The organism is Streptomyces sp. NPDC091412 (assembly GCF_044756885.1).
Lineage (GTDB): Bacteria > Actinomycetota > Actinomycetes > Streptomycetales > Streptomycetaceae > Streptomyces.
This window is the reverse complement of sequence record NZ_JBIVTV010000008.1, coordinates 239,144-263,115: the sequence shown is the minus strand read 5'-3', so window position 1 is coordinate 263,115 and position 23,972 is coordinate 239,144. Positions and strand designations below refer to the sequence as shown.

The following is a 23,972-nucleotide window of genomic DNA, read 5'->3' as shown; positions in this document are numbered from 1 at the left end:
GGGGGGTGTTGCCCCGGCGGGGGCCCCACGGCGGCCCCGCCCCCCCCCCCCCCGGCCCCCCCCCCGGGGGGGGGGGGCGCGCCGCCGCCCCCCCCCCCGCACGGGGCTTTCCGCGTGGCTGGGTCAGTCGGTTCCGAGGCCGTCGATCAGGCGGTTGAGGAAGCGGGTGAACGTCGCTTCAGGGGTGAGGGGGCGGCCGGGGGCGGAGAGGGCCGCGGCGAGTTCCGGGTGGTGGCCGTCCGCGGCGACGGCGGCGAGGTAACGGGCTTCGGCCGCGGCTCGACCGGGCGCCTGCGAGGCCGAGGCCTGGGCGATCTCGTGGGCGACGTGACCGACCACGAACGCGGTGAGCTGAGCGAACACCTCCAGCCTCGCCGCACCGTCCAGCCCGGTGGGCCGCAGGGCGGCGAGCGCGCGTTCCATGAAGGCCAGCGTATGGGGGCCGGGAGTGCGGCGGGTGGACAGGGCGGCGGGCAGCCAGGGATGCCGCAGCATCAGGGCGCGCTGGAGGTGGGCGACGGCCTTGATGTCGGCGCGCCAGTCGCCCGTGGGCGCGACCGTGGTCGGCAGTTCGCCGCTGACGTGGTCGACCATCAGCTCCAGCAGCGTCTCCTTGTCGGGGGCGTAGCTGTAGAGCGACATGACACCGGCTCCGACCCGTGCGGCGACCCGGCGCATGGTGACCGCTTCGAGCCCTTCCGCGTCCGCCAGTTCGACGGCTGCCGCCGTGATCGCCTCACGGCTGTAGGCGGGTCTGCGGCCCCTGCGGGGCTGGAGGTGACCCAGCCACAGCTGTTCGGGGTCGACGCCCGTGGCGCCGGTCTCTCCGTCTCGGGACACGGACTTCGTGCTCCTTTCCTCGTACGCGACACCGCCCTCGCGGGTGTCATCCAAGCATCCTCCATTCGCGTACGCTGTACGGAAACATTCTCGTACGCTGTACGGAAAACGAGGAGGGCAACGATGACAGCACGCACACACGGCCCTGCGCCGGCGCACACCTGGGCACCGCCTTCCGGCAAGGCGCCCCTCGTCTCACGGCTGATGAGGGCGACCTGGCGCGGGCTCCCGCGCACACGGCACGACGCCGGATGGGAGCCGGGGCTGGTGGTTCCGGCCGCGGACGGCAGCCCGTTGATCACCGACCACTACTTCCCGCGCGCACAGGGCGACTTCCCCACCCTCCTGGTGCGCTCGCCCTACGGCAGGGGCCTGCCCTGGTCCCCCATGTACGGCATGCTCTTCGCCGAACAGGGCTTTCACGTCGTCCTGCAGAGCTGTCGCGGCACCGGCGGTTCAGGCGGTGCGTTCCATCTGTGGCGCAACGAGGCGGAGGACGGCCGGGCCACGGTGTCCTGGCTCCGCGAGCAGCCCTGGTTCAACGGAACGCTGGGGACCGTGGGCCCCAGTTACCTCGGCTACGTGCAGTGGGCTCTCGCCCTGGAGCCGCCACCGGAGCTGAAGGCGATGGTGGTGCAGGTGGGCCTGCACGATCCCCACGCCCTCTTCCACGCGGACGGCACACTTCGCCTGGAGAACGTCCTCGCCGTCGGCGCGGGCATGACCTATCAGCACCAGGGGATGGCACCGTTTCTGAGGGCGACGCTGCGTCTCCAGCGCCGCCTGCGTGACGTCACCTTCGCGCAGCCGCTGCGCGGGGCGTACGCGTCCGCCCTCGGGGGCGAAGTGCCCTGGCTGGACGACGTGATGACGCACCCGGACGCCGACGACGCGTACTGGCGCGGCGCGTCACCGTCAGCGGCGGCGGACCGGCTGAACGTGCCGACCAGCCTGATCACCGGATGGCACGACGCACTGGTCGACCAGACCTTCGCACAGTACGAGCGACTGCGCCGGTCCGGCTGCCGGACCGCCCTGCTCGTCGGCCCGTGGACCCACACCTCCGCACTGCAGCAGGGGTGGCCCGAGATGTTCGCCGAGAGCCTCGCCTGGCTGCGCGCCCACCTGTGCGGCGACTCCTCCGGCCTGCGCCCCACCGCGGTGCGCGTGCACATCGGTGGCGAGGACGCCTGGCGCGACCTCGACGACTGGCCGGCGGACCCGGCCACCACCACGTGGTTCCCCACCCCGGACGGGCATCTCACCCGGCAGGCCCCCACGGACTCCGGTCCACTGGCGTCGTTCCGCTACGACCCGGCCGATCCCACCCCGTCCCTCGGCGGCCCGCTGCTTTCCCGCGGTGCCGGTCCTCGCGACAACAGCGGCCTGGAAGCCCGGGACGACGTCCTGACCTTCACCGGCCCGCCGCTGACCGAACCCGTGGACGTCCTCGGCCCGGTCTCGGCCCGGCTGGGCATCTCCACGGACACCGGCCACGCCGACGTCTTCACCCGCCTGTGCGACGTGGACCCACAGGGCCGCTCGGTCAACGTCTGCGACGGGCTGGGCCGGACGAGGACGGCCGGGCAGGCGCCCGCGCGGGTCACCGTGTCCATGAGCGCCACCGCCCACCGCTTCGCCGCCGGTCACCGCATACGCTGGCAGGTCAGCGCGGGCGCTCATCCGCGCTATGCCCGCAATCCCGGTACCGGCGAGTCTCCGGTGGACGCCACCACCTTCACCGCGGTGCGCGTCACACTGCACGCGGACTCCGCACTGACGCTCGCCCACGGTTCCGGACCGGCTTGACGCTTCCCCGGCGGTCCGGCGGTCCGGCGGTGCTGCCGGACGGCGAACGGCACACGTCGACGCGGGCCCCGCCGGGAGTGAACTCCCGACGGGGCCCGCGTGCTCAACGCGCTTCCGCAGCCGCCGGTTTGGGGATGAGGAACGACGTCACGACGGCGACGGCCATGATGACCGCACCCGTGATCATGGCGGTCGTGTAGTCGCCGGTCGACGACGGGTCCGCGGGCGCGGCCGCGGTCTTGACCGCGTACAGCACCGCGAAGCTCAGACCGGCGCCGAGGTTGAACGCACCCGCGTTCAGACCGGGCAGGAACCCGGGGTTCTCACGCGGGGACAGCACGATGCCGAGCCCGTTGAGCACGATGTTCCCGATCCCGGCATAGGTGATCCCCACCAGGATGGACGCCGTCAGCAGCAGCGCGCGCGAATGGCCGTGCAGCGTGAGGATCATCAGTACGACGGTCGCCGCGGCCCCGATGAGGCCGATCCGCAGGATCCGGCCGTAGCCGAAGGTGGCGGCCAGCCGGCCCGCGATCGGGCCCATGGCCAGTCCGGCCAGGGCGTACGGCGTGAGGGTCCACCACGCGGACTGCTGCGCGGACATGCCCAGTCCGGCCTGCGCGTCCTCGGCGAACGCCGGGATCAGCCCGTTCATGACGGCGAACACACCCGTCATGGTGAGTACCGTCGTCAGCAGGAGCGCCCATGTGGAGCGCTGCCGCAGATGGCGCGTGGCGACCAGCGGATGCCCGCTGCGGTCCTCGTTGCGCCAGAACAGCGCGAAGGCGCCCGCGGCGACGACGACGAGCAGGGCGATCAGCGGCCAGTTGGCCGCGGCGAGCTTGCCGGCCTCGTTCAGCGCGATGAGCAGCGAGCCGACCGAGACCACGAGGAGGACGACGCCGGGCCAGTCCATGCGCGCGGTGACCGGCGCCTTGGACTCGCGGCTCATCAGAGCGACCATCCCCGTGGCGACCGCCGCCACGACGGCCATCGCCCAGAAGACCGACTGGAACCCGTGGTGGTCGGAGAGGTAGCCGCCCGCGAGGGAGTCGACACCGGCGACCCCGCCGTTGAAGGCGGTGATCACACCGAGCAGGGTGCCGTAGCGCTTGGGCTCGGTCACCTCCTCCCGCAGCATGATCAGGCACAGCGGGACGACCGGGCCGCTCACGCCCTGGATGACGCGCCCGGCGAACAGGACCGGGACGTTGTGTGCGAACGCGGCGACGACACATCCGACGGCCATCAGGGCCAGCATGCCGGTGAGGACCTTGCGGCGGCCGACGACATCGCCCAGCCGCGGCAGGAACAGCGAGAACAGGGCCGCGGAGGTGAAGAACGCGGTCTGGGTGAGCCCGATCTCCGCGGAGGTGGCGTGGAGGGCGCCCTCCATGCTCTTCAGCGCCGGGCTGATCATGCTGGCGTTGAGCTGGAAGGCCACGCACGCGGCGAGCAGCGCGGTCAGCAGCACACCGATCCGGACGGGGGAGCCCTGCCCCGAGGCGGGCGGTCTGTCGGTTGTGGAAACGCTGGGAACGGTCATGCCTGGACGTCGCCGATCCGCTCGAGGGCGTCCACCACCAGGTTCCAGAACCGCTCGTGGTCGAGCTTCACCGCGACCTGGGTGTGGCAGTCGTCCGGGGCCGGCGCCCGGAAGTCGGCCACGGTCATGCCGAGGGTCAGGGTGCCGGTGAGCTCGATGTCCACCGGGGCCTTGCGCACCGTCATGACCTCCGGGTCGATGACGTAGGCGACCGCGCAGGGGTCGTGCACGGGCGGGAACTCGAATCCCTGGGCCTGCTCGTACATCGCGCCGAAGAAGTCCAGCAGTTCCAGGACGAACTTGGCGGGCGCGGTGCCGACCGCGGCGATCTTCTCGGTGACGGCGGGCGTCGCGAGCGCCTGGTGCGTGAGGTCGAGACCGACCATGGTGACCGGCCAGCTCTCGTTGAAGACGATGTGCGCGGCCTCGGGGTCGATCTTGATGTTGAACTCGGCGACCGCGCTCCAGTTGCCCTCGTGGTAGCCGCCGCCCATCAGGACGACCTCGCGGACGCGCGAGGCGATGCGCGGCTCCTTGCGGACCGCCATGGCGATGTTGGTCAGACCGGCGGTCGGCACGATCGTGATCTCGCCCGGCTCGTGCGACATGACCGTGTCGATGATCAGGTCGACCGCGTGGCGGCGGTCCAGCTCCAGGGTCGGCTCGGGCAGCACGGGTCCGTCGAGCCCGGACTCGCCGTGGATGTCCGGCGCCGTCTCGATGGCGCGCACCAGAGGCCGGGGGCAACCCGCGGCGAAGGGCACCCCGGTGATCCCGGCGATGCGGGCCACGGACAGGGCGTTGCGGGTCACCTTCTCCAGCGTCTGGTTCCCGACCACGGTCGTGACGGCCACGAGCTCGATCTCGGGGTTGCCGTGCGCCAGAAGCATGGCGATGGCGTCGTCGTGCCCCGGGTCGCAGTCGAGGATGATCTTTCTGGCCAACGGAGAGCCCCTTTGCTCGCTTACCTTTGGTGAAACCGATCTCCGGGGACGCCCAGGGGCGGACGCGTCCGGAGGGCGCCGAATGGTCCGGCGCCTCGGGAGACGTTAGGGAAAACGTTCTCCCGAACATTCGCCCATTCCTCACCGATGTGTCAATGGCGGTTACATCTTTCTTTCACCTCCCCCTGCTCCGTGGCGGCCTGCGACGGAAGGGGCAGGTGATAACGTTCTCCGGCATCGGTGCTGGTCGGTGCCGGTCGGTGCTGGTTGCTCCTGTGCCGGCCAGGAAACCGACCCGACAGAAGGGGGCGGAGTACGGTGACCGAGGTGACATTGCGTGACGTGGCTCGCGCGTCGGGCTGCTCCGTCGCCACGGTGTCCCGCGTGCTGGCCGGCACCCGCCCGGTGGGAGCGGAGACGGCACGCCGTGTGCGGGCCGCGGCCGAAAGCCTCGGCTACCGCCCCAACCAGGTCGCCCGCGCCCTGCGCAGCCGCTCCACCGGCACCATCGGCCTGGTGCTGCCGCAGATCACGAACCCCTTCTTCCCCTCCCTCGTACGTGAGGTGGAGCACGCCCTGCACGCCGGGGGCCGCGGCCTGCTGCTCGCCGACTGCGACGACGACCCGCGGACCGAGGCGGCCCGGATCACCGCCCTGCTGGACCGGCAGGTGGACGCGCTGCTGGTCATCCCCGTCGACGAGACACACAGCCGCGAGGCCGTCGAACTCGCCGCGGCCCGTGTCCCGTTGGTCCTGCTCGACCGCTCCTGCGGTCCCGGGATCGCCGACTCGGTGGCCGTCGACAACGCCGCCGGCATGGCCCTGGTCCTGGAGCACCTGACCCGCACCGGGCGCCGCCGGTTCTGCTTCCTCGGCGCCGCCGGGACCGCCTCGACCGCCGTCGAACGGCGCATGGCCTACGCGGCGGGCGTCGCCGCCCTGGACCCGACGGCACCGGACCGCACCCAACTCGGCGACTTCTCCGTGGAGTGGGGGCGTGCCGCGGTCGAGCGGATCTGGCCGGCCCGCCCGGACGCCGTCGTCTGCGCCAACGACCTCATCGCGGTCGGAGCGGTGCAACGCCTCGGACAGCTCGGCGTCGACGTGCCCGGCGAGGTCGCCGTCACCGGCTTCGACGACATCCCCATGGCGAGCCTCGCCGAACCGAACCTGACCACGGTCCGCCAGCCGGCCGCCCAAGTCGCGGCCGAGGCGCTCCGGCTCCTCGACCAGCGCCTCGCCGGCGGGGGAGCCGAGGCGTACCGGTCCGTCCGCCTCTCACCCGAACTCGTCGTACGCGCCTCCAGCGCTCCCCGCGCCAACGCGGCCGCGACCATCCCCGGCAGCAGAACCCCAGAGGAACACCAGTGATCGCAGTCGTCGGAAGCCTCAACCTCGATCTCGTCACACCCGTTCCCCGGCACCCGGTGCCGGGGGAGACCGTGCTGGGCGGGGACATCGTCGAGCACCCCGGCGGCAAGGGGGCCAACCAGGCGGTCGCCGCGGCCCGGCTCGGCGGACAGGTCGCCCTGATCGGCCGAGTCGGCGAGGACGACGCGGCCGACGTGATGGCCGCCGCGGTGCGCGCCGAGGGCGTCGACACCGCGCACCTGTCCCGCACCCCCGGAGTGCCCACCGGGCGCGCGCTGATCGCCGTCAACCCGTCGGGCGAGAACTCGATCATCGTCAGCCCCGGCGCCAACTCCCGCCTGACCGCGGCCGACTGCCGGGCCGCCGCCGACGTGCTGAACCGGGCCAAGGTCACCGTCCTCCAGCAGGAGGTCCCCGACGAGGCCAACCACGCGGCCGCCGAGCTGGCCGGGGGCATCGTCGTGCACAACCCCGCACCCGCCGTCGAGGGCGCCGTCCCGCCCCGCCGCGTCGACGTACTGGTCCCCAACCGCACCGAACTGGCCGCCCTCACCGGCACCCAGGTTCCGGAGACGATCGACGAGGTCGCCGCCGCCGCGGGCAAACTGAGCGGACCGGGCGCGGTCATCGTCACCCTCGGCGGTGACGGCGTGCTGCTCCTGGAGGGCACCGCGCGGCTGCACATCCCGGCCTTCGCGGTCCGGCCGATGGACACCACGGCGGCCGGTGACTGCTTCTGCGGCGCGCTCGCCGTGGCCCTGGCCGAGGGCCGCACCCTGGAACAGGCCGTCCGCTGGGCCTGCGCCGCGGCGGCGCTCAGCACCACGCGCCCCGGCGCCCAGCCGTCGCTGCCCCACCGCGATGAGGTGGAGGCATTTCTCAGGCGCTGAGGACCCCGGTGATCGAGGGCTTGTCGTGGGAGAGTGCCCGGCCTCGACGCGACTGCCGGGGGCCTGACAGCCGACACGGACGTCGACCGGCTGCGCTCCGATCTCCTCGCTGCCGTCGCACAAGCGGCGGGTCGGCTGGCGGAGTTGCCGCGACCAGGCCGCCACGTCGACCGCCCGTCGGCCGCCCGAAGCATCGACGCCCTCATCAAGCGGGCACTGGCGACTGCACGCCGAGTCGGCCGACTCGCACGGGATATTGCGTTGTGGGACCAGGAACAGCCCCGTAGGGTCCCGGCATGTCCCTACGAGTACGTATGCGTCAAGCCCTCCCGGAAGCGATGCGCGCCCGCGACAAGGCCGCGGTGAGCGCCCTGCGCTCGACACTCGCCGCCTTTGACAACGCGGAGGCGGTGCCCGTGGGCGAGACCGAGACACGTGGCCTGGCCCTGGAGCAGTCACCGGTCGGTGCCGGCGCCACCGAAGCCTTGCGGCGTGAGCTGACGGAGAACGACGTGGCGGACATCGTGCGGGCCGAGGCCACCGAACGACTCGAAGCCGCAGCGCAGTTGACCACGCCCGCGCACGCCGACCGAGCCACCCGACTCCGCGAGGAGGCCTCGGTGCTGCTCCGCTTCCTGGACGGTCACGGCACCGCCTAGCACAGGGCGGCCCCGTCGTGGCTCAGGCTCGAAGACCGACGCATGTGGACGATGACCGCCCTGTCAGGTCAGGTCCGGGTGTCAGAGGATCAGGGCGATGATCTACGGGTGTTCTGCGAAGACCTCAGCGAGTACGACCACCAGGACGAGGACGCGTTCAAGGACAGGGAATCAGGCTTCTACGCGCTCTGGTACCGACCGGCGTTGCCGAAGTCCCCGGCACCCTTGTCGATGCGGGAGAGCGGCCGGCCGTACAACGTGCGCACCACGTTCGCGCCCGCACGTGCCGCAGCGATGGCGACCTCGGCATCATCAAGTCCCGCGTACGAGTTGATCACGCCCCGCAGAGTAGTCGAGACCGGGAACAGCCCCGCCGATTCACCGGCACCGGTCGCTCACCACGGGCAGGAACGCGGAAACCGCGGCGGGTTCCGATGGTCTTCGGCTGGGGGTAACCGGGAAGCCCGGGGCGCCCCGGCGGGGGAGGGGTCGCTCCTGTGTGCGGTCCGTGTCACCCCGGCGGCCCCGTATCTCATCGGGGACATCGGGTAGGCCCCTCTGTGGGCCAGGGCGGTGCCGGCACTCGCCCCGCAGCGGAATGAGTACGAACTCGGCGAAATCGCCATCCGCCCGTCGGGCATGTGATCCGGATTCCAGGGCCCTTTCGGTAAAGGACGACTCTGGAACGGGAGATATGACCCAGACGGATCGCAGGGCATCGGCCGGTGCAGCCACGCGACCGCGGAACGAGGGGGCGGTCACAGAGGAAGTGCTGGTGCCGCAGGCGCCCCCTGCGGCACGGGTGATCGTCGCCGGGAAGGGCACCGGAAGAGACAGACTCGCCGCACTGGACGGGCTGCGCTTCCTGGCGGCGCTGTCGGTGGTGCTCTTCCACTTCGTCGGCCAGACCCCGGGGGCGATGGAAGGCATCTGGGGGCGCCCCTACCAGAGCGTCTTCCCGGAGCTGCACGGCTACTTCGCCTTCGGGCGGCTCGGCGTCGACCTGTTCTTCCTGATCAGCGGCTTCGTCATCTGCATGAGCGCGTGGGGGCGCACCCCGCGTGACTTCTTCATCTCACGCGTCACCCGCCTGTACCCGATGTACTGGATCGCGATCGTGGTGTCGGCGTGCGTCATCTACTTCGCCGACACGCCCTTCGGGCACCCGCACCCGCGAGTCCTGCTGGCGAACTTCACGATGCTGCAGACCCCGCTCGGCGTGTCCAACCTGGACCCGGTCTACTGGACCCTCTGGCCGGAGCTCTGCTTCTACCTCACGTTCGCGGTCGTGGTGTGGAAGGGTCTCACCTACCAGCGCGTGGTGATCTTCTGCGGCTTGTGGACGGTCGCCGCGGTACTCGCGCCCGCCGCCCACATCCCGCTGCTCACACTCGTGGTGAACCCGACGTCGGCCCCGTACTTCATCGCGGGCATGGCCTTCTACCTCATGCACCGGTACCGGCCGACACCTCTGCTGGGGGGCATCGTCGCCATGTCGTGGCTGCTGGCGCTGCACTTCCTGCTGGCGCCCACCGGTGGCCGCAACAACTGGGAGACCTGGTCGCCGTGGCGCGGCTGGCTGGTCCTGGCGGTCACGGTCTTCTTCCTGGCGGTCGCCGCCATCGCGCTCGGCTGGACCCGCCGGCTTCGCTGGCGCGGGCTGACCGTCATGGGCACGATGACCTTCCCGCTGTACCTGCTGCACGACACGCTCGGAATGACCGTCGCGCACCACTTCGGCGACCGGGTCGATCCCCTGCTCCTGGTCGGGGTCACGGTCGCCGCGCTGGTCGTGCTGTCCTATCTCGTGCACCGGTTCGTGGAGCGCCCGATGGTGCGGGCCATGCGGCGTTCGCTGAAGACCGCCGCGTTCGGCCCGGAGCCGCCCACTCGGCGCCGTTGAGCGACTCGGCTACCTCTGCTGTCCGCCCGGGGCGCCCACGGTCGCGGCGCCGTCGGTCTGCCGGAGTTCGGCGAGCAGTTCGTTCTGGCCGGCCAGGAGTTCGGTGAGGATGCGGCGGGCCGCGCGCAGCAGTTCGGCGACATCGCCGCCGGCGAGGGCGTAACGGACCGTGGATCCCTCCCGGATGGACACGACGATGCCGGAGCGCCGCAGCACGGCCAGCTGCTGCGAGAGGCTGGACGGCTCGATCTCGATGTCGGCGAGCAGATCACGTACGGGCACGGGACCGTGCTGGAGCAGCTCCAGGACCCGGATGCGCACGGGGTGCCCGAGCATGCGGAAGAACTCCGCCTTGGCCTGGTAGAGGGGGACTTGCATGAGTGCCTGCTCCCTGCCGCATCGGGGATGGTCCAAAGACGCGGTGGCGCCCCGGAGGGCGCCACGCGGAATGTGCCGTGCAGAGCAGATCCTTCTCGCCCCGGGCCGCGTGCAACCACGAGTTGGAATCATGCTGATGTGGTGACTTGAAGAAGTTTTCACATCATGGGCGCACGTCGGCCCGGGGCGCGAAAAGACCTAGACCTCGAGCTGTTCCTCGACGCGCTTGAGCTGGTGGCGGGCCATCGCCAGATTCGAACGGGACTTGTCCAGGACCAGATAGAGGAACAGGCCGTTGCCGTTGCGTCCGGTGACCAGGCGGATCAGGTGGTACTGGTCGCCGAGCGTGATCAGCACGTCCTGGATCTGACTTTTCAGGCCCAACTGCTCCATGGTGCGCACCTTGGCGCGGATGACGTCCGTGTTCCCCGCCGCGGCGATGGTCAGATCCAGATCCTTGCCTCCGCCCAGCGTTCCCAGGGCCATTCCGCTGGTGTAGTCGACGACCGCCGCGCCCAGCGCCCCCTCGACCGCGGTCATCATTTCCTTCAGCGACACTTCCACACTCGCCACGGTGCCTCCCCTTGATCGTCGGCTGAGTCCGGACGGCCCGGGCCGACCGGTGATCGCACCGTAGGCGCGCGGCCCGGGAGTTCGAGTGAAGGTCTTCAAGACTGACGCCCATTGATCGAGGAGTGTCGTATGCGAACACTTCGACGACTGCAACTGACCTTTCGCTTCTCTGTGCCAACGCGTTCCGGAGGTCAGGGGACGCGCAGGGCCAGGATGGCGATGTCGTCGTGCTGGTCGTCGCTCAATCGGGTGAGCAGTTCGTCGCGGAAGACCGTCAGCGGTTCCCGGGCCAGCGCGGCCGCGTGCTGGCGCAGCCGGGTGAGGCCGCGGCCGATGTCCTCGCCGGGGCGTTCGATGAGGCCGTCGGTGTAGAAGAGCAGGGTGCCTCCGGGAGGCAGGGTGACCGCCGCGGTCTCGCGCTTGAGCGCGGGGTCGACTCCCAGCACGGGGGCGTGCCCTTCCTCCAGCAGGAGAGTGCGGCCGTCGGGCTGGGCGAGCAGCGGCGGAAGGTGGCCGGCGTTGCTCATGAGCAGCCGCCACGGTCCGTCGGGAGGCGTCTCGATACGGGCGATGACGGCCGTGACGAGTTCGATGCTGGTCAGGCCCTGCATGACCCGGTCCAGGCGGTTCATCACTCCGGCCGGGTCGTCCCCGCTGTCGTAGGCCAGCGCGCGCAGCATGTTGCGCAACTGGCCCATGCGGACCGCGGCCGCCAGGTCGTGGCCGACCACGTCCCCGATCGCGAGGATCACCGAGCCGTCGGGGAGCGGGAAGGCGTCGTACCAGTCGCCGCCGACCTCGGCCCGCTCGCGGGCGGCCACGTAGCGGGTGGCGAGCTGGAGGTGCCCGAGCCCGGTCAGATCGGGCAGGAGGGAGAGCTGGAGCTGCTCCGCGGTGTGCTGTTGCAGCGCGTACAGGCGCGCGTTGTCCAGCGCGAGGCCCGCGCGGTGTCCCAGGTCGGCGGCGAGCGCCTGCTCCTGCTCGTCGAAGGGAACGGCCGGGGCGCGGCGGACGAAGGTGAGCGCCCCGAGGGCCTCCCGCCGTACGCCCATGGGCACGATCAACGCGGTCTCGGCGCCCAGCATGCGGTAGAGGGTCCACTGGGCGGCGTGCAGGGAGTCGTCCGGATCGGGCATGTCGAACTCGGTGACCACCATGGGGCCCGCCCCGCGCAGCACCTTCGCCAGAGCGGCGGCCGAGTCGTCCGGCCCGGGCAGGAACCCGCCGGGCAGGACCCGCAGCACCCGTTCAGCGTCCCGGTCCGCGACGCCGAGGCGGCGCAGCCCGTTTCCCTCGACCATGTCGACGACGCAGGCGTCGGCCAGATGCGGGACCACCACCCGGGCCAGCCGGCGCAGCGACTCCTCCGCGTCCAGGCCCGAGGCCAGTGCCCGGCTCGCCTCGGCGAGCAGACGCAGACGAGCCGCAGCGACCTCCGGCGTGGATCCCGCCTTCGGTTCCGTCGACGGTGAGGGTTTCCGCTTCATCACGTTCCTTCCCTGTGCGCCTGTTGTCATACTCTGTCATCCGCCGCCGGGGGTGCTGCGCCGTCCGGTGCGGTGAAGGCTCGTGAGCGGTTCGCCGCAGATGTACGGTGGACGTGTCGAAACTTTCGCCACGTTCTGCGAATCGGCTGGAACGTCCCGTTGCGTGGCGCCGCAGGCGTCGACCGGTGCCGTCGGTTTCCCCTCATCCGCCCTCTTTGCACGTCCTGTTGAGCGCCAGTGGTAGTGCCGGAATGGCCAAACTGAGGCGGCCCACTTCTCGGGTGTTGTCATGCTCCGACCCCGTTCTTACGCTTGGGAGCGCTCCCAATCCTGGCCGTGGCGCCCCGCGTTCCACGCAACATTCGAGGAGGGAACCCCAAGTTTCTGCGGGTCGCCGTCCCTGCGGCGGCACCGCGTCATGCCGGCCGGGCAGGGTCCGTCCCCCGTCGATCGCGCACCTTCCTCTGGAGGTCCCCCATGCGCTTCCATCGGTATCGATATCGGCCCCGGGTGTGGGCGGCCGCGGCCCTGGTGGCCGCCGCGAGCCTGATCACGCCCTCGCTCACCGCGCAGGCGGGCGCCGCCGACGGACAGGTCGTCGCCGCGCAGGTGCAAGCCGGCGGCGAGGACGACGGCGCGGACTGCGCGGTGCCCAACCCGGGCTCTCCGACGTCCAGTTCCATGCTTCCCGATCCCTTCAAGAGGCTGAACGGTACGCGCATCTCGGCCACCTCCGACTGGCGGTGCCGCCGGGCGGAGATCAGAGATCTGGCGCAGAGATCCGTCTACGGCCAGAAGCCCGCGAGACCCGCCAGTGTCACGGGCACGGTGTCGGCGAGCAGCATCACGGTGAACGTGTCGGACCAGGGCAGGAGCGCGAGCTTCTCGGCGAGCGTGAGCCTGCCGAGCGGTTCGGGACCCTTCCCCGCCGTCATCGTGCTGGGCGGGCTCGGCGCGGACACCGCCACCATCAAGGCCTCCGGTGTCGCCGTCATCAACTACGACCCCTACTCGGTGGGGAAGGAGGGCACCGCGCGGAACAACAAGCAGGGCGCCTTCTACAGCGTGTACGGCTCGTCCAGCAGCACGGGCCTGCTGATGGCCTGGTCCTGGGGCGTCAGCCGCATCATCGACGTCATCGAGCAGTCGGGCGGCAACATCCTCAAGGCGAGCGCGACCGGCGTCACGGGATGCTCTCGGTTCGGCAAGGGTGCCATCGTGGCCGGGGCGTTCGACCAGCGCGTCGCGCTGACCATGCCGATCGAGTCCGGGAGCGGCGGCGTCCCCGTCCTCCGCGGTATTCCGGGGGAGAACGGCGCCCAGCCGCTGAGCAGCGCCTACTCGGAACAGCCCTGGCTGGGCGACGCGTTCAGCTCCTACACGGGCAACCCGAACTCCCTGCCGGTGGACACCCACGAGATCCTGGGCATGGTCGCGCCGCGTGGGCTGTTCGTCATGGAGAACCCGTACGTCGACTGGCTGGCCGCCAGGTCGGGCAGCGTGGCGGCGCTGGGCGCGGCCGAGGTCTACAAGGCGCTCGGCGCGGGGAGCAACATCAGCTACTGGTCCGACGTCCAGGACGGGACCCATTGCGCTGTCAGGTCCGAGTGGAAGACGCCGTTGCAGCAGAACATCCAGAAGTTCCTGCTGGGCACGGGAAGCAGCTCCGGCGTGTTCAGGATCGCCCCCAGCAAGTCCGGCAACCTGTCCACGTGGCGGGACTGGCAGACACCGACCCTGACCGACGGGGGAGGCGGCAATGGCGGTGACCCGGGCGGCGGCACGGGAGGCGATCCGGGTGGTGACCCGGGTGGCGGTGGCACCAACGGCACCTGCACCGCCGGCTACCGCAACGTCAACAGCTGGCCCGGTGGCTTCCAGGGCGAGGTGACGATCCGCAACAACGGCACCAGCACGCTGAACGGCTGGACCGTCGGCATGAGTCTGGCCTCCGGTCAGTCCATCAGCAGCCTCTGGGACGGGGTGAACACCGGGACCAGCGGATCCGTCACGGTGCGCAACAGCTCGTACAACGGCACCCTCGCGGCCAACGGCACCGCCACCTTCGGCTTCACCGCCACCGGCAACTCCAGCCCGGCACCCGCCAACCTCACCTGCAAGAGCCCCTGAATCCCGCTGTGTTCTGATGGAGGAGTACCACCGGGTCAGCCGGTACCTGGACGGCACCGGCTGACCCGATCCAAAGCCCTCTGCGGGGGTGCCCATCGTGGCAAACCGGCACCCACGCACTTCCTCCGGAGAAGCCGCACGCGGATCGACTGCCACATCCCCCGGAGAGGATGGGCGGCCCACCGGTTGGATATTCACATCCAATCCTCCGGGTCAGGGCACCGGCAAGGGGTTTCTGGAGGCGTCACTCCAACAGGGGACCGCGACGGTTTCAATCATTCTCGGCGTACCGCCCACTGGGATTCCCTAGGTCGCACGCCTCAACGGTGTCTTGCCTTGTGAGACAAGCGAGTTGATCGCGGCCGTTCGACGCGGCGGCGGCGCCGCCCGGTCGGGCGGCGCCGACCCGTCGCCGTACGAGGGCGCGGCGCCCGGCGGGCCAGGCAGAGAATTACTCCATACGGGTGATTACGATGAATTGCCTCTTGTCACTCGATCAGACGTGTGGGTCACTGAAAGTGCGATACCGGCGGGCTGCCCATCCCCGTGCCAGAAGGACGTTGAGACAGGCAGCTGTTGGCCGGTTTTCTCCATGCCCAGGGAGACGGCGCAGGTTGCTGTGCGCCCGGCCGTGCGTGCCGGCGCGAGAGTCCGTTCGTTCCCTCCGGGCCCAGAAGCACTCCTGAGCCGTGTCCTTCCACGCCTGAAGCAGCCCGAAAGGGCTGACGGCGCTCTGCGCCGGCGGCGGTCCCGCTTCTCGGCGGCGGCGCGGACGGTGACTGGCCACTCCGCTGGTTCCTCGCATGTCCCCACCAGAGACGAAGGAGTGTCCCCATGCCCATTTCTCCGAATCAGGGTTCCACCGGCGGAGGCACGCTGGTGACCATCACCGGTACCAACCTCTCCAACACCAGCGCGGTGCTGTTCGGCACCAAGCCCGCCACGAGCGTCACCAACGTCTCACCGACCCAGGTCACCGCGGTCTCCCCCTCGGGAGCGGGCTCGGTCGGAGTCACCCTGACCACCCCGGGCGGGACGAGCAACCCGGTGTCGTTCTTCTACGTCGGCGCCCCGTTCAAGTCCTCCCTGAGCACCAGCTCGGGGCCGCTGGCCGGCGGCAACACCATCACCGTCAACGGCACCGGCCTGTCGACCGCGACCAGCGTGTCCTTCGGCGGGAACACCGCCACCCCCACGGTGAACTCCGACAGCTCCGTCAGCGTCGCCGTGCCGGCGGGCACGGCGGCCGGGCCGGTGCCGGTGACCGTGACGACCGCGGGCGGCAGCAACAACGGCCTGTCCTACACCTACATCGACGACCCCACGATCGTGACCGTCAACCCGACCTCGGGTCCGGCCTCCGGCGGCACGGCGGTGACCATCACGGGCACCAACCTCGACACCGCCAGCTCGGTCACCTTCGACGGCACCGCCGCGCCGTTCTCGGTCATCAGCGCCACCACCTTGTCGGCGGTCACGCCGCCCGGCACGGCCGGTGCGGTCGACGTCGTGGTCACCAACCCTGCCGGGTCCGCCACCGCCACCGGCGGATTCACTTACGTCACCGGCCCCGGCATCTGATCCAGCAGCCCCGTACCGGGGATGCACACGGCACCCGTCCGAACGCGGTCCCCTCCTCCGCTCGGACGGGTGTCACCCCGTTCCGGCTGTCGTCGCCATAGCCGGTCCGCCGCAGATCCGCCGTAGATACGCCGTCGTGTTGCCTGAAGGAGTACAGCCATGGCTGCCCCCACCGTCTCCTCGATCAGCCCCAACCAGGGGCCGTCCTCAGGCGGGAACATCGTCACCGTGACCGGTACCGGCTTCAGCGGCACGACAGCCGTCCAGTTCGGCGGCAGAGCCGCCACCTCGTTCACCGTCCTCAGCAGCACACAGCTCACGGCGGTGCCCCCTTCCGGCACCGGTGCGGTCAACGTCACCGTCACCACCAGCCAGGGCACCAGCACCCAGACGGCCACGTACACCTACGTCGCCGTCCCCGCCGTATCGGGTGTGACGCCCAGTCAGGGACCCGTCTCCGGGGGCACTACGGTGACGCTGACGGGCACCAACCTGTCGGGGGCGACGGCGGTGTTCTTCGACACAGTCGCGGCGACGTCGTTCACCGTCCTCGCCGCCACGAGGATCATCGCGGTGACGCCCGCTCACGCGGCGGGTGCGGCGGCGGTCACGGTGACCACTCCGGGCGGCACCAGCAACCCCGACGACCCCAGCGCGTACTTCTACTACGCCCCCGTGCCGTCGCTGACCGACATCGAGCCCCCCGCCGGATCCTCGGCCGGCGGCGCCGCGACTACCTTGACCGGCACCGGACTTCTCAACGCGACGGCGGTGCGCTTCGACATGGTGGCGGCATCGTTCACCGTCGTCTCCGCCACTCAGATCACCGTGGTGACGCCTGCTCACGCGGCCGGTGCGGCGGCGGTCACGGTGACCACCCCCGGCGGCACCAGCAATCCTCTCGGCTACGTCTACCTCGACGCCCCCACCCTGACCTCCGTGACCCCCGACCAGGGGCCGACGTACGCGGGCGCCGTCGTCACGCTGACCGGCGCGAACCTGACCAACACGACCGGCGTGGAGTTCGGCGGCGTCCTCGCGGCGTTCACCGTGCTCTCCCCGACCAGTGTCACGGCTGTCGCGCCCGCGGGTGCCGCCGGAGCGGTCACCATCACGGTGACCACTCCCGGCGGCGTCAGCAACGGGCTCACCTACACCCGGATCGCGGGCCCCGCGATCTGACTTGTGAGGGCGGCCCGACTGCGCGCCGGCCACCCCCTACGCCAACTCGTCGGTAAACCGGTGAGGTTGAAAACAGCTTACCGTCCGATGGGATTTTGTTCGTGTCATAGCAGTCTTATGAGCCGATTATGCGCTTTTCTCTTCACGTCTCCCTTCATCACAGGCGAAAAGCGAAAGGCGTGGTGTCTCTTGATGCGAAGGCTTACCTTTCTGTCGCTGGCCCTGGGGGCGGTGAGCCTCGGTCTGGCATGTGAGCTGCAAGGGTCCGTGGCGGTGGCTGCTCCGGGGCTGACGGACACGGTGCGTTCGGATGTCGCTGCCACACACGTGGAACGGAACGTGTTCGGGGCGGCGATTTCCGGGACCGTTACGGCCAGGACGAGATTGAGCATCCGCGCCCATCCGACGAGCAGGTCCGCCGAACTGGGCAGCTATCCCAGCGGCGCGCGGATCAGCGTCTGGTGCCAGGCCCTGGGCGAGAGCGTCGACGGAGACCCGGAGTGGTACCGGCTCGCGAACCGCTCGGGCTGGGTGACCGCCCGCCACGTCAGCGTCTCGAGCACCGTCCCTTCGTGCGGGCAGCCCGGGCCCCAAGGCCCGCAGGGCACGACGGGTGCGACGGGTGCGACGGGTGCGACGGGGCCGCAGGGCACGACGGGTGCGACGGGTGCGACCGGCCCCCAGGGCACGAACGGCACTAACGGGCCGCAAGGTGACACGGGTGCCACCGGGCCTGCCGGCCCGCAGGGCACGACGGGTGCGACCGGGCAGCAGGGCACGACCGGTGCCACCGGGCCTCAGGGCGACACAGGCGCTACTGGGCCGCAGGGTGCTAACGGCCCTCACGGTGACACGGGCGCCGCTGGCCCTCAGGGTGATACCGGTGCGACCGGTCCGCAGGGTGCTAATGGCCCTCAGGGTGACACGGGCGCCGCTGGCCCTCAGGGTGATACCGGTGCGACCGGTCTGCAGGGTGTTACGGGGGCTACGGGTGCGACCGGGCCTCAGGGCGACACGGGTGCGACCGGTCCGCAGGGTGCTAATGGCCCTCAGGGTGACACGGGCGCCGCTGGTCCTCAGGGTGATACCGGTGCGACCGGTCTGCAGGGTGTTACGGGTGCGACCGGGCCGCAGGGCGACACGGGTGCGACCGGCCCCCAGGGCACGAACGGCACTAACGGGCCGCAAGGTGACACGGGTGCCACCGGGCCTGCCGGCCCGCAGGGCACGACGGGTGCGACCGGGCCTCAGGGGGACTCGGGTGCGACCGGCCCTCAGGGTGACACGGGTGCGACTGGGCCGCAGGGGGACTCGGGTGCGACCGGTCCGCAGGGTGCTAATGGCCCTCAGGGTGACACGGGCGCCACTGGCCCTCAGGGCGGCACGGGTGCTACTGGGCCGCAGGGTGACACGGGTGCCACCGGTCCGCAGGGTGCTAATGGCCCTCAGGGTGACACGGGCGCCGCTGGCCCTCAAGGTGATACCGGTGCAACGGGTCCTCAAGGTGACACGGGTGCGACTGGGCCGCAGGGGGACTCGGGTGCGACCGGTCCGCAGGGTGCTAATGGCCCTCAGGGTGACACCGGTGCAACCGGGCCGCAGGGTGACACGGGTGCCACCGGCGCTCAGGGGGCCACCGGGCCGCAGGGCGACACAGGCGCTACTGGGCCCCAGGGCGACACGGGCGCTACGGGCCCCGAGGGTGTTACGGGCGCCACTGGCCCACAGGGTGTTACGGGTGCGACCGGGCCTCAGGGCGACACGGGCGCTACCGGCCCGCAGGGTGCGACCGGGCCGCAGGGTGACACGGGCGCTTCAGGCGCGCAGGGTGCCTCGGGCGTCGCCGACATCACTCCGGCCGTCGGAGACAGCGTGACGCTGACACCGGGGCAGACGCTCGCTTTGGTCGCTGTGTGCCCGGCCGGTCAGCATGCGGTCAGCGGGGGCTGGGTCGGGGGCGACGAGGTCATCCCCGTGAACAGCTACCGGAGCACGAGCACGAACCCCGATGACAGCTGGACCGTGAACTTCCACAACACCTCCGCCACCCAGAACTACTCCGTCACTCCGATCGCCTATTGCGCACCGTGACGGCCCTGGCAAAGGGGGTGCGGCACGGCCGGGGCCTGATGCGGTACCGGCCGAGTCCGCTCGGTTCGTGACCGTGAAGTGAGCGGGTCCGGGGACCCCGGTCGGCCTGGCAGGGCCGGCCGGGGTCCCCGCACGTGTGCTGCCGGAGCCCGGCCGAGTCGTCCTGGTTCGCCGCGGGGGAGTTGCTATGGCGGACGGCGCGCGAGGATGGAAGAGAGGATGGATGAAGAGACACATCCAGACACATCCATACCGGCTCACAGGAGAGGAGGAGCGGGGATGGTTACGGCAGCCGAGACCGTGCTCGAGCCCACCGAGCGTGTCCGGGCCCAGAAGAAGATGTCGGACGCTGGACTGACCACGCTCGAGCCCGCGGCACGCGTGCGGGCCCAGAAGGGTCAGTACGGGAGCCAGAGCACGCGAGGGGTCACCGGGCGTACGCAAGCCCGGAACGGAACCGGTGAGGCTCACCCTGACGGGGGTGTCCACCTGCGCGCTCGTATGTTCCGCGCCCCGGTTCCGATCCCGTACCTCAGCCTGGAGAACGTGCCCACCCGGGACCTGGTCTTCTACGGAGGCCTGGGAGCCCTCGCTGTCGCGGGGGCCCTTGAGTGGCCGGTCGCCCTGGCCGTCGGAGGAGCCACCTGGCTCGTGCGCAGCAGGCGGAAGGAAGGGCGCTGAGACGCGGTGGAGCCAAGTGGGGAGCGGTGCCCGGCAGCGCTAGGCTGTCGGGCGTTCCCATGATCCAGAACGGTGGGGAGGGAGGGCACGGCGGCCGGCGACACCTGTTTTTCCCGCGCCGCTGCCGAGGTGGGTGGTCGCCGGCCGCCTCGCCCGGCCGGCGTCACGGGCTCGTGAGGATGACGAGCTGCTGGGTCGCCCTGGTCATGGCGACATAGCGGTCGATCGCTCCTTCGACGCCCTCGCCGAACGTCTCCGGGTCGACGAGGACGACCAGGTCGAATTCGAGTCCCTTGGACAGCTCCGGGGTGAGCGACCGGACGCGAGCCGTGCTCGGGAAAGCCGGATCGCCGACGACGCAGGCGATCCCGTCGGCATGCGCGGCGAGCCAGGTGTCGAGGACCGAGTGCAGGTCCGCGGTGGATGCGTGTGCGACGGGCACGCCGCTGCCGCGGACGGAGGTCGGCACGTTGGCGTCCGGGAGCACGGCCCGGATGACCGGCTCGGCTTCCGCCATGATCTCTTCCGGCGTGCGGTAGTTGATGCTCAGGGACGCCAGGTCGATCCGGTCGAGCCCGATCCGTTCGAGCCGCTCCCGCCACGACTCCGTGAACCCGCGCCTGGCCTGGGCACGGTCCCCGACGACGGTGAAGCTCCGGGACGGGCACCGCAGCACCAGCATCTGCCACTCCGCGTCGGTGAGTTCCTGAGCCTCGTCGACGACGATGTGCGCGAACGGGCCGGCGAGCTGGTCCGGGTCGGCGGTGGACAGTTCGGACTCGTCCACCAGGCTGACCTCGGCGTCCTCACCGCGCAGCATCGTCACCAGGCCCTCGCCGTCGTCCCCGTCGGCCCCGGAGTCGGCCACGGCGGCGATCAGGTTGTCCACGACCTGCGCCATGCGCTCGCGCTGCGCGGCGATGACGGCCTCGTGCCGGGCCTTGCGCCGTGACGTCTCCGGGTCACCGAGGCGCTGCCGCGCCGCGTCCAGCAGCGGCAGGTCGGACACCGTCCAGGCCCGGGCGTCCGGGCGCTGGAGCTTCTCGACGTCGCCGGGGCCGAGCCAGGGAGCGCACATCCGCAGATAGGCGGGCACGGACCACAGGTCTCCGACGAGGTCGGCCGCTTCGAGCAGCGGCCAGGCGCGGCTGAAGGCCGTTCGCAGTTCCCTGTTCTGCCGCAGTGATCTGCGCAGCAGGTCGTCCGGGGCGTCGCCGTCGTGCTTGTCCACCAGGATCGTGAGCAGTTCCTCCCAGACCTGGTCGCGTGCCTCGTTGTGCGGGGTACCGGGGTCCGCCGCTTCGAACGCGCCGGCCCAGTCGTCGGCGGTCAGCCGGATGTCGGACCAGTGGGTGGAGACCGTCATCCCCTTGGCGGGCGGCTCCTCGTAGAACCTGACGGCCGGCTCGATCGCCTTCACCAGATCCGCGGACGACTTCAGACGGGCCACGTCCGGATCGGACTCGACCGCCGCCGTGGCCCCTTCGGCGACGAGGTCGCGCAGGGTGCAGGTCCGCACGCCCTCCTCGCCGAGGCTGGGGAGGACGTCGGCGACGTAGCCGAGGTAGGGCTGGTGCGGGCCGACGAACAGTAGGCCGCCGCGGCGGTGACCGAGGCGGGGGTCGGAGTGGAGGAGGTAGGCGGCACGGTGCAGGGCGACGACGGTCTTCCCCGTGCCCGGACCGCCGTCGACGACGAGAGCGCCGCGGGATCCCGCGCGGATGATGGCGTCCTGGTCGGCCTGGATGGTGCCGAGCACGTCGCGCATCCGAGGCGAACGGCTGCTGCCCAGGCTGGCGATGAAGGCGGACTGGTCGTCGAGCGCGGCGTGCCCGGCGAAGTCGTCCGCGGTGAACACCTCGTCCCAGTAGTCGCTGATCCGGCCGCGGGTCCAGCGATACCTGCGGCGGCTCGTCAGACCCATCGGGTTGGCGTGGGTGGCTCCGAAGAACGGCTCAGCCGCGGGGGAGCGCCAGTCGAGCAGCAGCCGGCGACCCGTGCTGTCCGTGAGGCCGAGCCGGCCCACGTACACGGGCTCGGAGTGGTCCGCGCCGACCATGCGGCCGAGGCACAGGTCCAGGCCGAAGCGGCGCAGTGTGCGCAGGCGAGCGGTCAGCCGGTGGATCTCCAGGTCCCGGTCCAACGCCTGCCGGCCCGTGCCGCCAGGCGCCCTGCGTTCGGCGGTGAGGCGGTCGGACACCTCGGCGATCGACTGCTCGAGGCACTCCGCGATGGCCGCGAAGTGCTGCTCGTCGTCGGCGGTCAGTGTCGGGTCGGCTTTGGGGGAGAGACGGTCGGGAAGGTCGAAAGCGCTGGTGGTGAGGGGGTTCATGGTCTTCGGTTCCGATCTGGGGTCGCTTGCGACCGTTGCGTGCGGCAAGGTGTCCGGCCCGGCGTGACCTCGGGCCGGCGGGTTGTCGTGTTCCGGGCCCCGGCTCGGCGATCCCGCGTGGCTCACGCGGGCACCGGCGGACTTCTCAGCTGATCGCGTCGAGCAGCAGCTTCGCGGCCACCGCCGCTCCGTCGGTGCGGATCATGTCGGCCACGGCGGCCGCTCGTGCGCGGGTGCCGGAGGCGAGGGCCGTCCCGAGCGCGGCCGACAGGGACTCGAAGGTCGGAGTCGGACCGTCGTGTGCCGCGCCGATGCCGAGGTCCGCCACCCGGCCGGCCCAGTACGGCTGGTCCGCCGCCTGGGGCACCACCACCTGAGGCGCGCCGGCCCGGGTGGCCGTCGTCGTGGTGCCCGCGCCGCCGTGGTGCACGACGGCGGCCACCCGGCCGAACAGCGCCTGCTGGTTGACCTCGCCGACGACGAAGCAGTCGTCACGGTCGTCGACCAGGGCCAGGTCGGCCCAGCCGCGGGACACGACCGCGCGGCGGCCCTGTGCTCGGATCGCGTCGACGGCCGCCTGGGCGACGTCCGTCGAGGTGCGCACGGGCATGCTGCCGAAGCCCACGTACACCGGTGGCGTCCCGGCGTCCAGGAACGCCGTCAACTCGGCCTGGAGCGGGCGCATGTCGGGCAGGGTCCACGCGCCGGTCTGGACGACGTCGAGGTCCGGCGTCCGCTGCCACGGGTCCAGGGCCGGGTCCGTCGCCAGCCACGGCCGGTCGCCGATGACGTAGTCGCGGACGTCGCTCACCGGTGGCAGGCCGATCGACGCGCGGTTCGTGTTGAGCGCCTCACCGAACAGCGTGTTGATGCTCCGGGCGTCCAGGTCCCACAGCTCCCGGTTGTCGGTCACGTCCGGCGGGAACGGACGGCCCGGATACGCCAGCGGCGCGCGGTGCGGCGACGGCAGGGTGAGCTGCTGGAAGGTCACGGACACGGAGCGGATGCCCAGCTTCTCCGCCACCGACAGCGCGCCGGCCGCGGCCGGCATCATGCCGGTCGCCACCAGCACGTCGCATCCTCCGGCCGCCGCGGTGACCGCGTCGAGCTGGCCGGCGATCAGCTCGGCCGCGCGCTGGGGCAGCGACGACGGCGACGGCGCCGCGGTCGTCAGCGCGCGCGCCGACCGGCCGACCGGCACCAGCGGTACGCCGACACCGGCCAACCGCTGCGCGAAGTCCTCGTCCGGCGGCGCGCACACCCGCACCTCCGCGCCGAATTCCCGCAACCGCACCGCGAGTGCCACCAGTGGTTCGACGTCCCCACGCGATCCATACGTCGACAACAACACACGCACTTCGCGACACCCACCCTCGTTTTCTGGCTTCGGCCGGCGATTCTGCGGCACGACGGGGGCCTTGCCGCAAGCCCCCCAGTGCGCTATACGTTGAGAGTGGAAAGGAGCGGGTGACCTCCTTTCCCTTTCTTTTTGTCCGTCCGATGCCGACGGGCGATGTCCTTTTTGCGAATATTGCGCATATCGGCTCCGCCGCCTGAGGGAATTGGCAGGAGCCG

At 71.0% G+C, this 23,972-nt stretch carries 18 protein-coding genes and 1 pseudogene; 9 read left to right on the top strand and 10 right to left on the bottom strand.

From position 1 onward, the window contains the following. Positions 1-123: 123 nt before the first annotated feature. Positions 124-840, bottom strand: coding sequence for a TetR/AcrR family transcriptional regulator (locus ACIQMV_RS21905; protein WP_402594811.1), 717 nt, complete (start codon positions 838-840; stop codon positions 124-126). 123 nt (positions 841-963) lie between these two features. Between ACIQMV_RS21905 and ACIQMV_RS21900 the strand changes: the two genes are divergently transcribed. Further along, the gene (locus ACIQMV_RS21900) at positions 964-2,649 is read left to right on the top strand and encodes a CocE/NonD family hydrolase (RefSeq protein ID WP_402594809.1); all 1,686 of its coding nucleotides are present in this window, start codon (positions 964-966) and stop codon (positions 2,647-2,649) included. Positions 2,650-2,752: 103 nt separating this feature from the next. Here the strand turns inward: ACIQMV_RS21900 and ACIQMV_RS21895 are convergent, their stop codons facing one another. Together ACIQMV_RS21895 and ACIQMV_RS21890 are read right to left on the bottom strand one after the other, a co-directional pair. Beyond that, positions 2,753-4,195 (bottom strand): MFS transporter, encoded by a 1,443-nt coding sequence (locus ACIQMV_RS21895; protein WP_402594807.1) that lies wholly within the window; start codon positions 4,193-4,195, stop codon positions 2,753-2,755. Further along, complete coding sequence (locus ACIQMV_RS21890; protein WP_141364909.1) at positions 4,192-5,139, bottom strand: nucleoside hydrolase; 948 nt, start codon at positions 5,137-5,139, stop codon at positions 4,192-4,194. The genes ACIQMV_RS21895 and ACIQMV_RS21890 overlap by 4 nt, the downstream gene beginning before the upstream one ends. 327 nt (positions 5,140-5,466) lie before the next feature. On the opposite strand from ACIQMV_RS21890, the gene ACIQMV_RS21885 reads away from it, so the two are divergent. From ACIQMV_RS21885 to ACIQMV_RS21875, 3 genes are all read left to right on the top strand, one after another. After that, positions 5,467-6,510 carry a LacI family DNA-binding transcriptional regulator gene (locus tag ACIQMV_RS21885; RefSeq protein ID WP_402594805.1) on the top strand — a complete coding sequence of 348 codons (1,044 nt, stop codon included), beginning with the start codon at positions 5,467-5,469 and terminating at the stop codon, positions 6,508-6,510. Next, a complete protein-coding gene (gene rbsK / locus ACIQMV_RS21880; RefSeq protein WP_402594803.1) occupies positions 6,507-7,400 on the top strand; it encodes a ribokinase in 894 nt (297 codons plus the stop codon). Before ACIQMV_RS21885 ends, rbsK begins: the two co-directional genes overlap by 4 nt. 338 nt (positions 7,401-7,738) lie before the next feature. Then, the gene (locus tag ACIQMV_RS21875; RefSeq protein ID WP_253266479.1) at positions 7,739-8,059 is read left to right on the top strand and encodes a GatB/YqeY domain-containing protein; all 321 of its coding nucleotides are present in this window, start codon (positions 7,739-7,741) and stop codon (positions 8,057-8,059) included. A 209-nt stretch (positions 8,060-8,268) separates the two neighbouring features. On the opposite strand, the pseudogene ACIQMV_RS21870 reads toward ACIQMV_RS21875, so the two are convergent. Then, positions 8,269-8,397: pseudogene (locus ACIQMV_RS21870) on the bottom strand (phosphatase); the annotation flags it as partial. Between the two features lie 437 nt (positions 8,398-8,834). Between ACIQMV_RS21870 and ACIQMV_RS21865 the strand changes: the two are divergent. Then, a complete protein-coding gene (locus tag ACIQMV_RS21865) occupies positions 8,835-9,962 on the top strand; it encodes an acyltransferase family protein (RefSeq protein ID WP_402594802.1) in 1,128 nt (375 codons plus the stop codon). Positions 9,963-9,971: 9 nt separating this feature from the next. On the opposite strand, the gene ACIQMV_RS21860 is transcribed toward ACIQMV_RS21865, so the two are convergent. The 3 genes from ACIQMV_RS21860 to ACIQMV_RS21850 form a co-directional block, all read right to left on the bottom strand. Then, positions 9,972-10,340: a helix-turn-helix transcriptional regulator gene (locus tag ACIQMV_RS21860; RefSeq protein ID WP_141364919.1), complete on the bottom strand. Its 369-nt coding sequence runs from the start codon at positions 10,338-10,340 to the stop codon at positions 9,972-9,974. A gap of 198 nt (positions 10,341-10,538) precedes the next feature. Continuing rightward, positions 10,539-10,913 (bottom strand): hypothetical protein, encoded by a 375-nt coding sequence (locus tag ACIQMV_RS21855; RefSeq protein ID WP_141364921.1) that lies wholly within the window; start codon positions 10,911-10,913, stop codon positions 10,539-10,541. A gap of 191 nt (positions 10,914-11,104) precedes the next feature. Next, positions 11,105-12,400 (bottom strand): PP2C family protein-serine/threonine phosphatase, encoded by a 1,296-nt coding sequence (locus ACIQMV_RS21850; protein WP_141364923.1) that lies wholly within the window; start codon positions 12,398-12,400, stop codon positions 11,105-11,107. 477 nt (positions 12,401-12,877) lie between these two features. Here ACIQMV_RS21850 and ACIQMV_RS21845 point away from each other — a divergent pair, with 477 nt between their 5' ends. The 3 genes from ACIQMV_RS21845 to ACIQMV_RS21835 all read left to right on the top strand — a co-directional run bounded on the left by ACIQMV_RS21845 (position 12,878) and on the right by ACIQMV_RS21835 (position 17,293). Then, positions 12,878-14,530 (top strand): cellulose binding domain-containing protein, encoded by a 1,653-nt coding sequence (locus ACIQMV_RS21845; RefSeq protein ID WP_402594799.1) that lies wholly within the window; start codon positions 12,878-12,880, stop codon positions 14,528-14,530. Between the two features lie 834 nt (positions 14,531-15,364). After that, on the top strand, positions 15,365-16,111 hold the full coding sequence (locus ACIQMV_RS21840) for an IPT/TIG domain-containing protein (RefSeq protein WP_402594797.1): 747 nt from the start codon (positions 15,365-15,367) through the stop codon (positions 16,109-16,111). A gap of 159 nt (positions 16,112-16,270) precedes the next feature. Further along, the gene (locus tag ACIQMV_RS21835) at positions 16,271-17,293 is read left to right on the top strand and encodes an IPT/TIG domain-containing protein (protein ID WP_402594796.1); all 1,023 of its coding nucleotides are present in this window, start codon (positions 16,271-16,273) and stop codon (positions 17,291-17,293) included. 431 nt (positions 17,294-17,724) lie between these two features. On the opposite strand, the gene ACIQMV_RS21830 is transcribed toward ACIQMV_RS21835, so the two are convergent. Further along, positions 17,725-17,856 (bottom strand): hypothetical protein, encoded by a 132-nt coding sequence (locus ACIQMV_RS21830; protein ID WP_402594795.1) that lies wholly within the window; start codon positions 17,854-17,856, stop codon positions 17,725-17,727. Positions 17,857-19,663: 1,807 nt separating this feature from the next. Here ACIQMV_RS21830 and ACIQMV_RS21825 point away from each other — a divergent pair. Beyond that, on the top strand, positions 19,664-20,065 hold the full coding sequence (locus ACIQMV_RS21825; RefSeq protein ID WP_402594793.1) for a hypothetical protein: 402 nt from the start codon (positions 19,664-19,666) through the stop codon (positions 20,063-20,065). 163 nt (positions 20,066-20,228) lie between these two features. Here ACIQMV_RS21825 and helR read toward each other — a convergent pair whose 3' ends face one another. Then, complete coding sequence (helR, locus tag ACIQMV_RS21820) at positions 20,229-22,397, bottom strand: RNA polymerase recycling motor ATPase HelR (protein ID WP_402594792.1); 2,169 nt, start codon at positions 22,395-22,397, stop codon at positions 20,229-20,231. 145 nt (positions 22,398-22,542) lie between these two features. Continuing rightward, a complete protein-coding gene (locus ACIQMV_RS21815) occupies positions 22,543-23,748 on the bottom strand; it encodes a glycosyltransferase (protein WP_402594861.1) in 1,206 nt (401 codons plus the stop codon). Between the last annotated feature and the right edge of the window lie 224 nt (positions 23,749-23,972).

Bases quoted from the DNA above. Each gene is read 5' to 3' on its own strand.
- ACIQMV_RS21840 (WP_402594797.1), top strand. From the start codon at position 15,365: ATGCCCATTTCTCCGAATCAGGGTTCCACCGGCGGAGGCACGCTGGTG.
- ACIQMV_RS21860 (WP_141364919.1), bottom strand. From the start codon at position 10,340: ATGCAAGTCCCCCTCTACCAGGCCAAGGCGGAGTTCTTCCGCATGCTC.
- helR (WP_402594792.1), bottom strand. From the start codon at position 22,397: ATGAACCCCCTCACCACCAGCGCTTTCGACCTTCCCGACCGTCTCTCC.
- ACIQMV_RS21895 (WP_402594807.1), bottom strand. From the start codon at position 4,195: ATGACCGTTCCCAGCGTTTCCACAACCGACAGACCGCCCGCCTCGGGG.
- ACIQMV_RS21875 (WP_253266479.1), top strand. From the start codon at position 7,739: ATGCGCGCCCGCGACAAGGCCGCGGTGAGCGCCCTGCGCTCGACACTC.
- ACIQMV_RS21850 (WP_141364923.1), bottom strand. From the start codon at position 12,400: ATGAAGCGGAAACCCTCACCGTCGACGGAACCGAAGGCGGGATCCACG.
- ACIQMV_RS21825 (WP_402594793.1), top strand. From the start codon at position 19,664: ATGGTTACGGCAGCCGAGACCGTGCTCGAGCCCACCGAGCGTGTCCGG.
- ACIQMV_RS21900 (WP_402594809.1), top strand. From the start codon at position 964: ATGACAGCACGCACACACGGCCCTGCGCCGGCGCACACCTGGGCACCG.
- ACIQMV_RS21835 (WP_402594796.1), top strand. From the start codon at position 16,271: ATGGCTGCCCCCACCGTCTCCTCGATCAGCCCCAACCAGGGGCCGTCC.
- ACIQMV_RS21845 (WP_402594799.1), top strand. From the start codon at position 12,878: ATGCGCTTCCATCGGTATCGATATCGGCCCCGGGTGTGGGCGGCCGCG.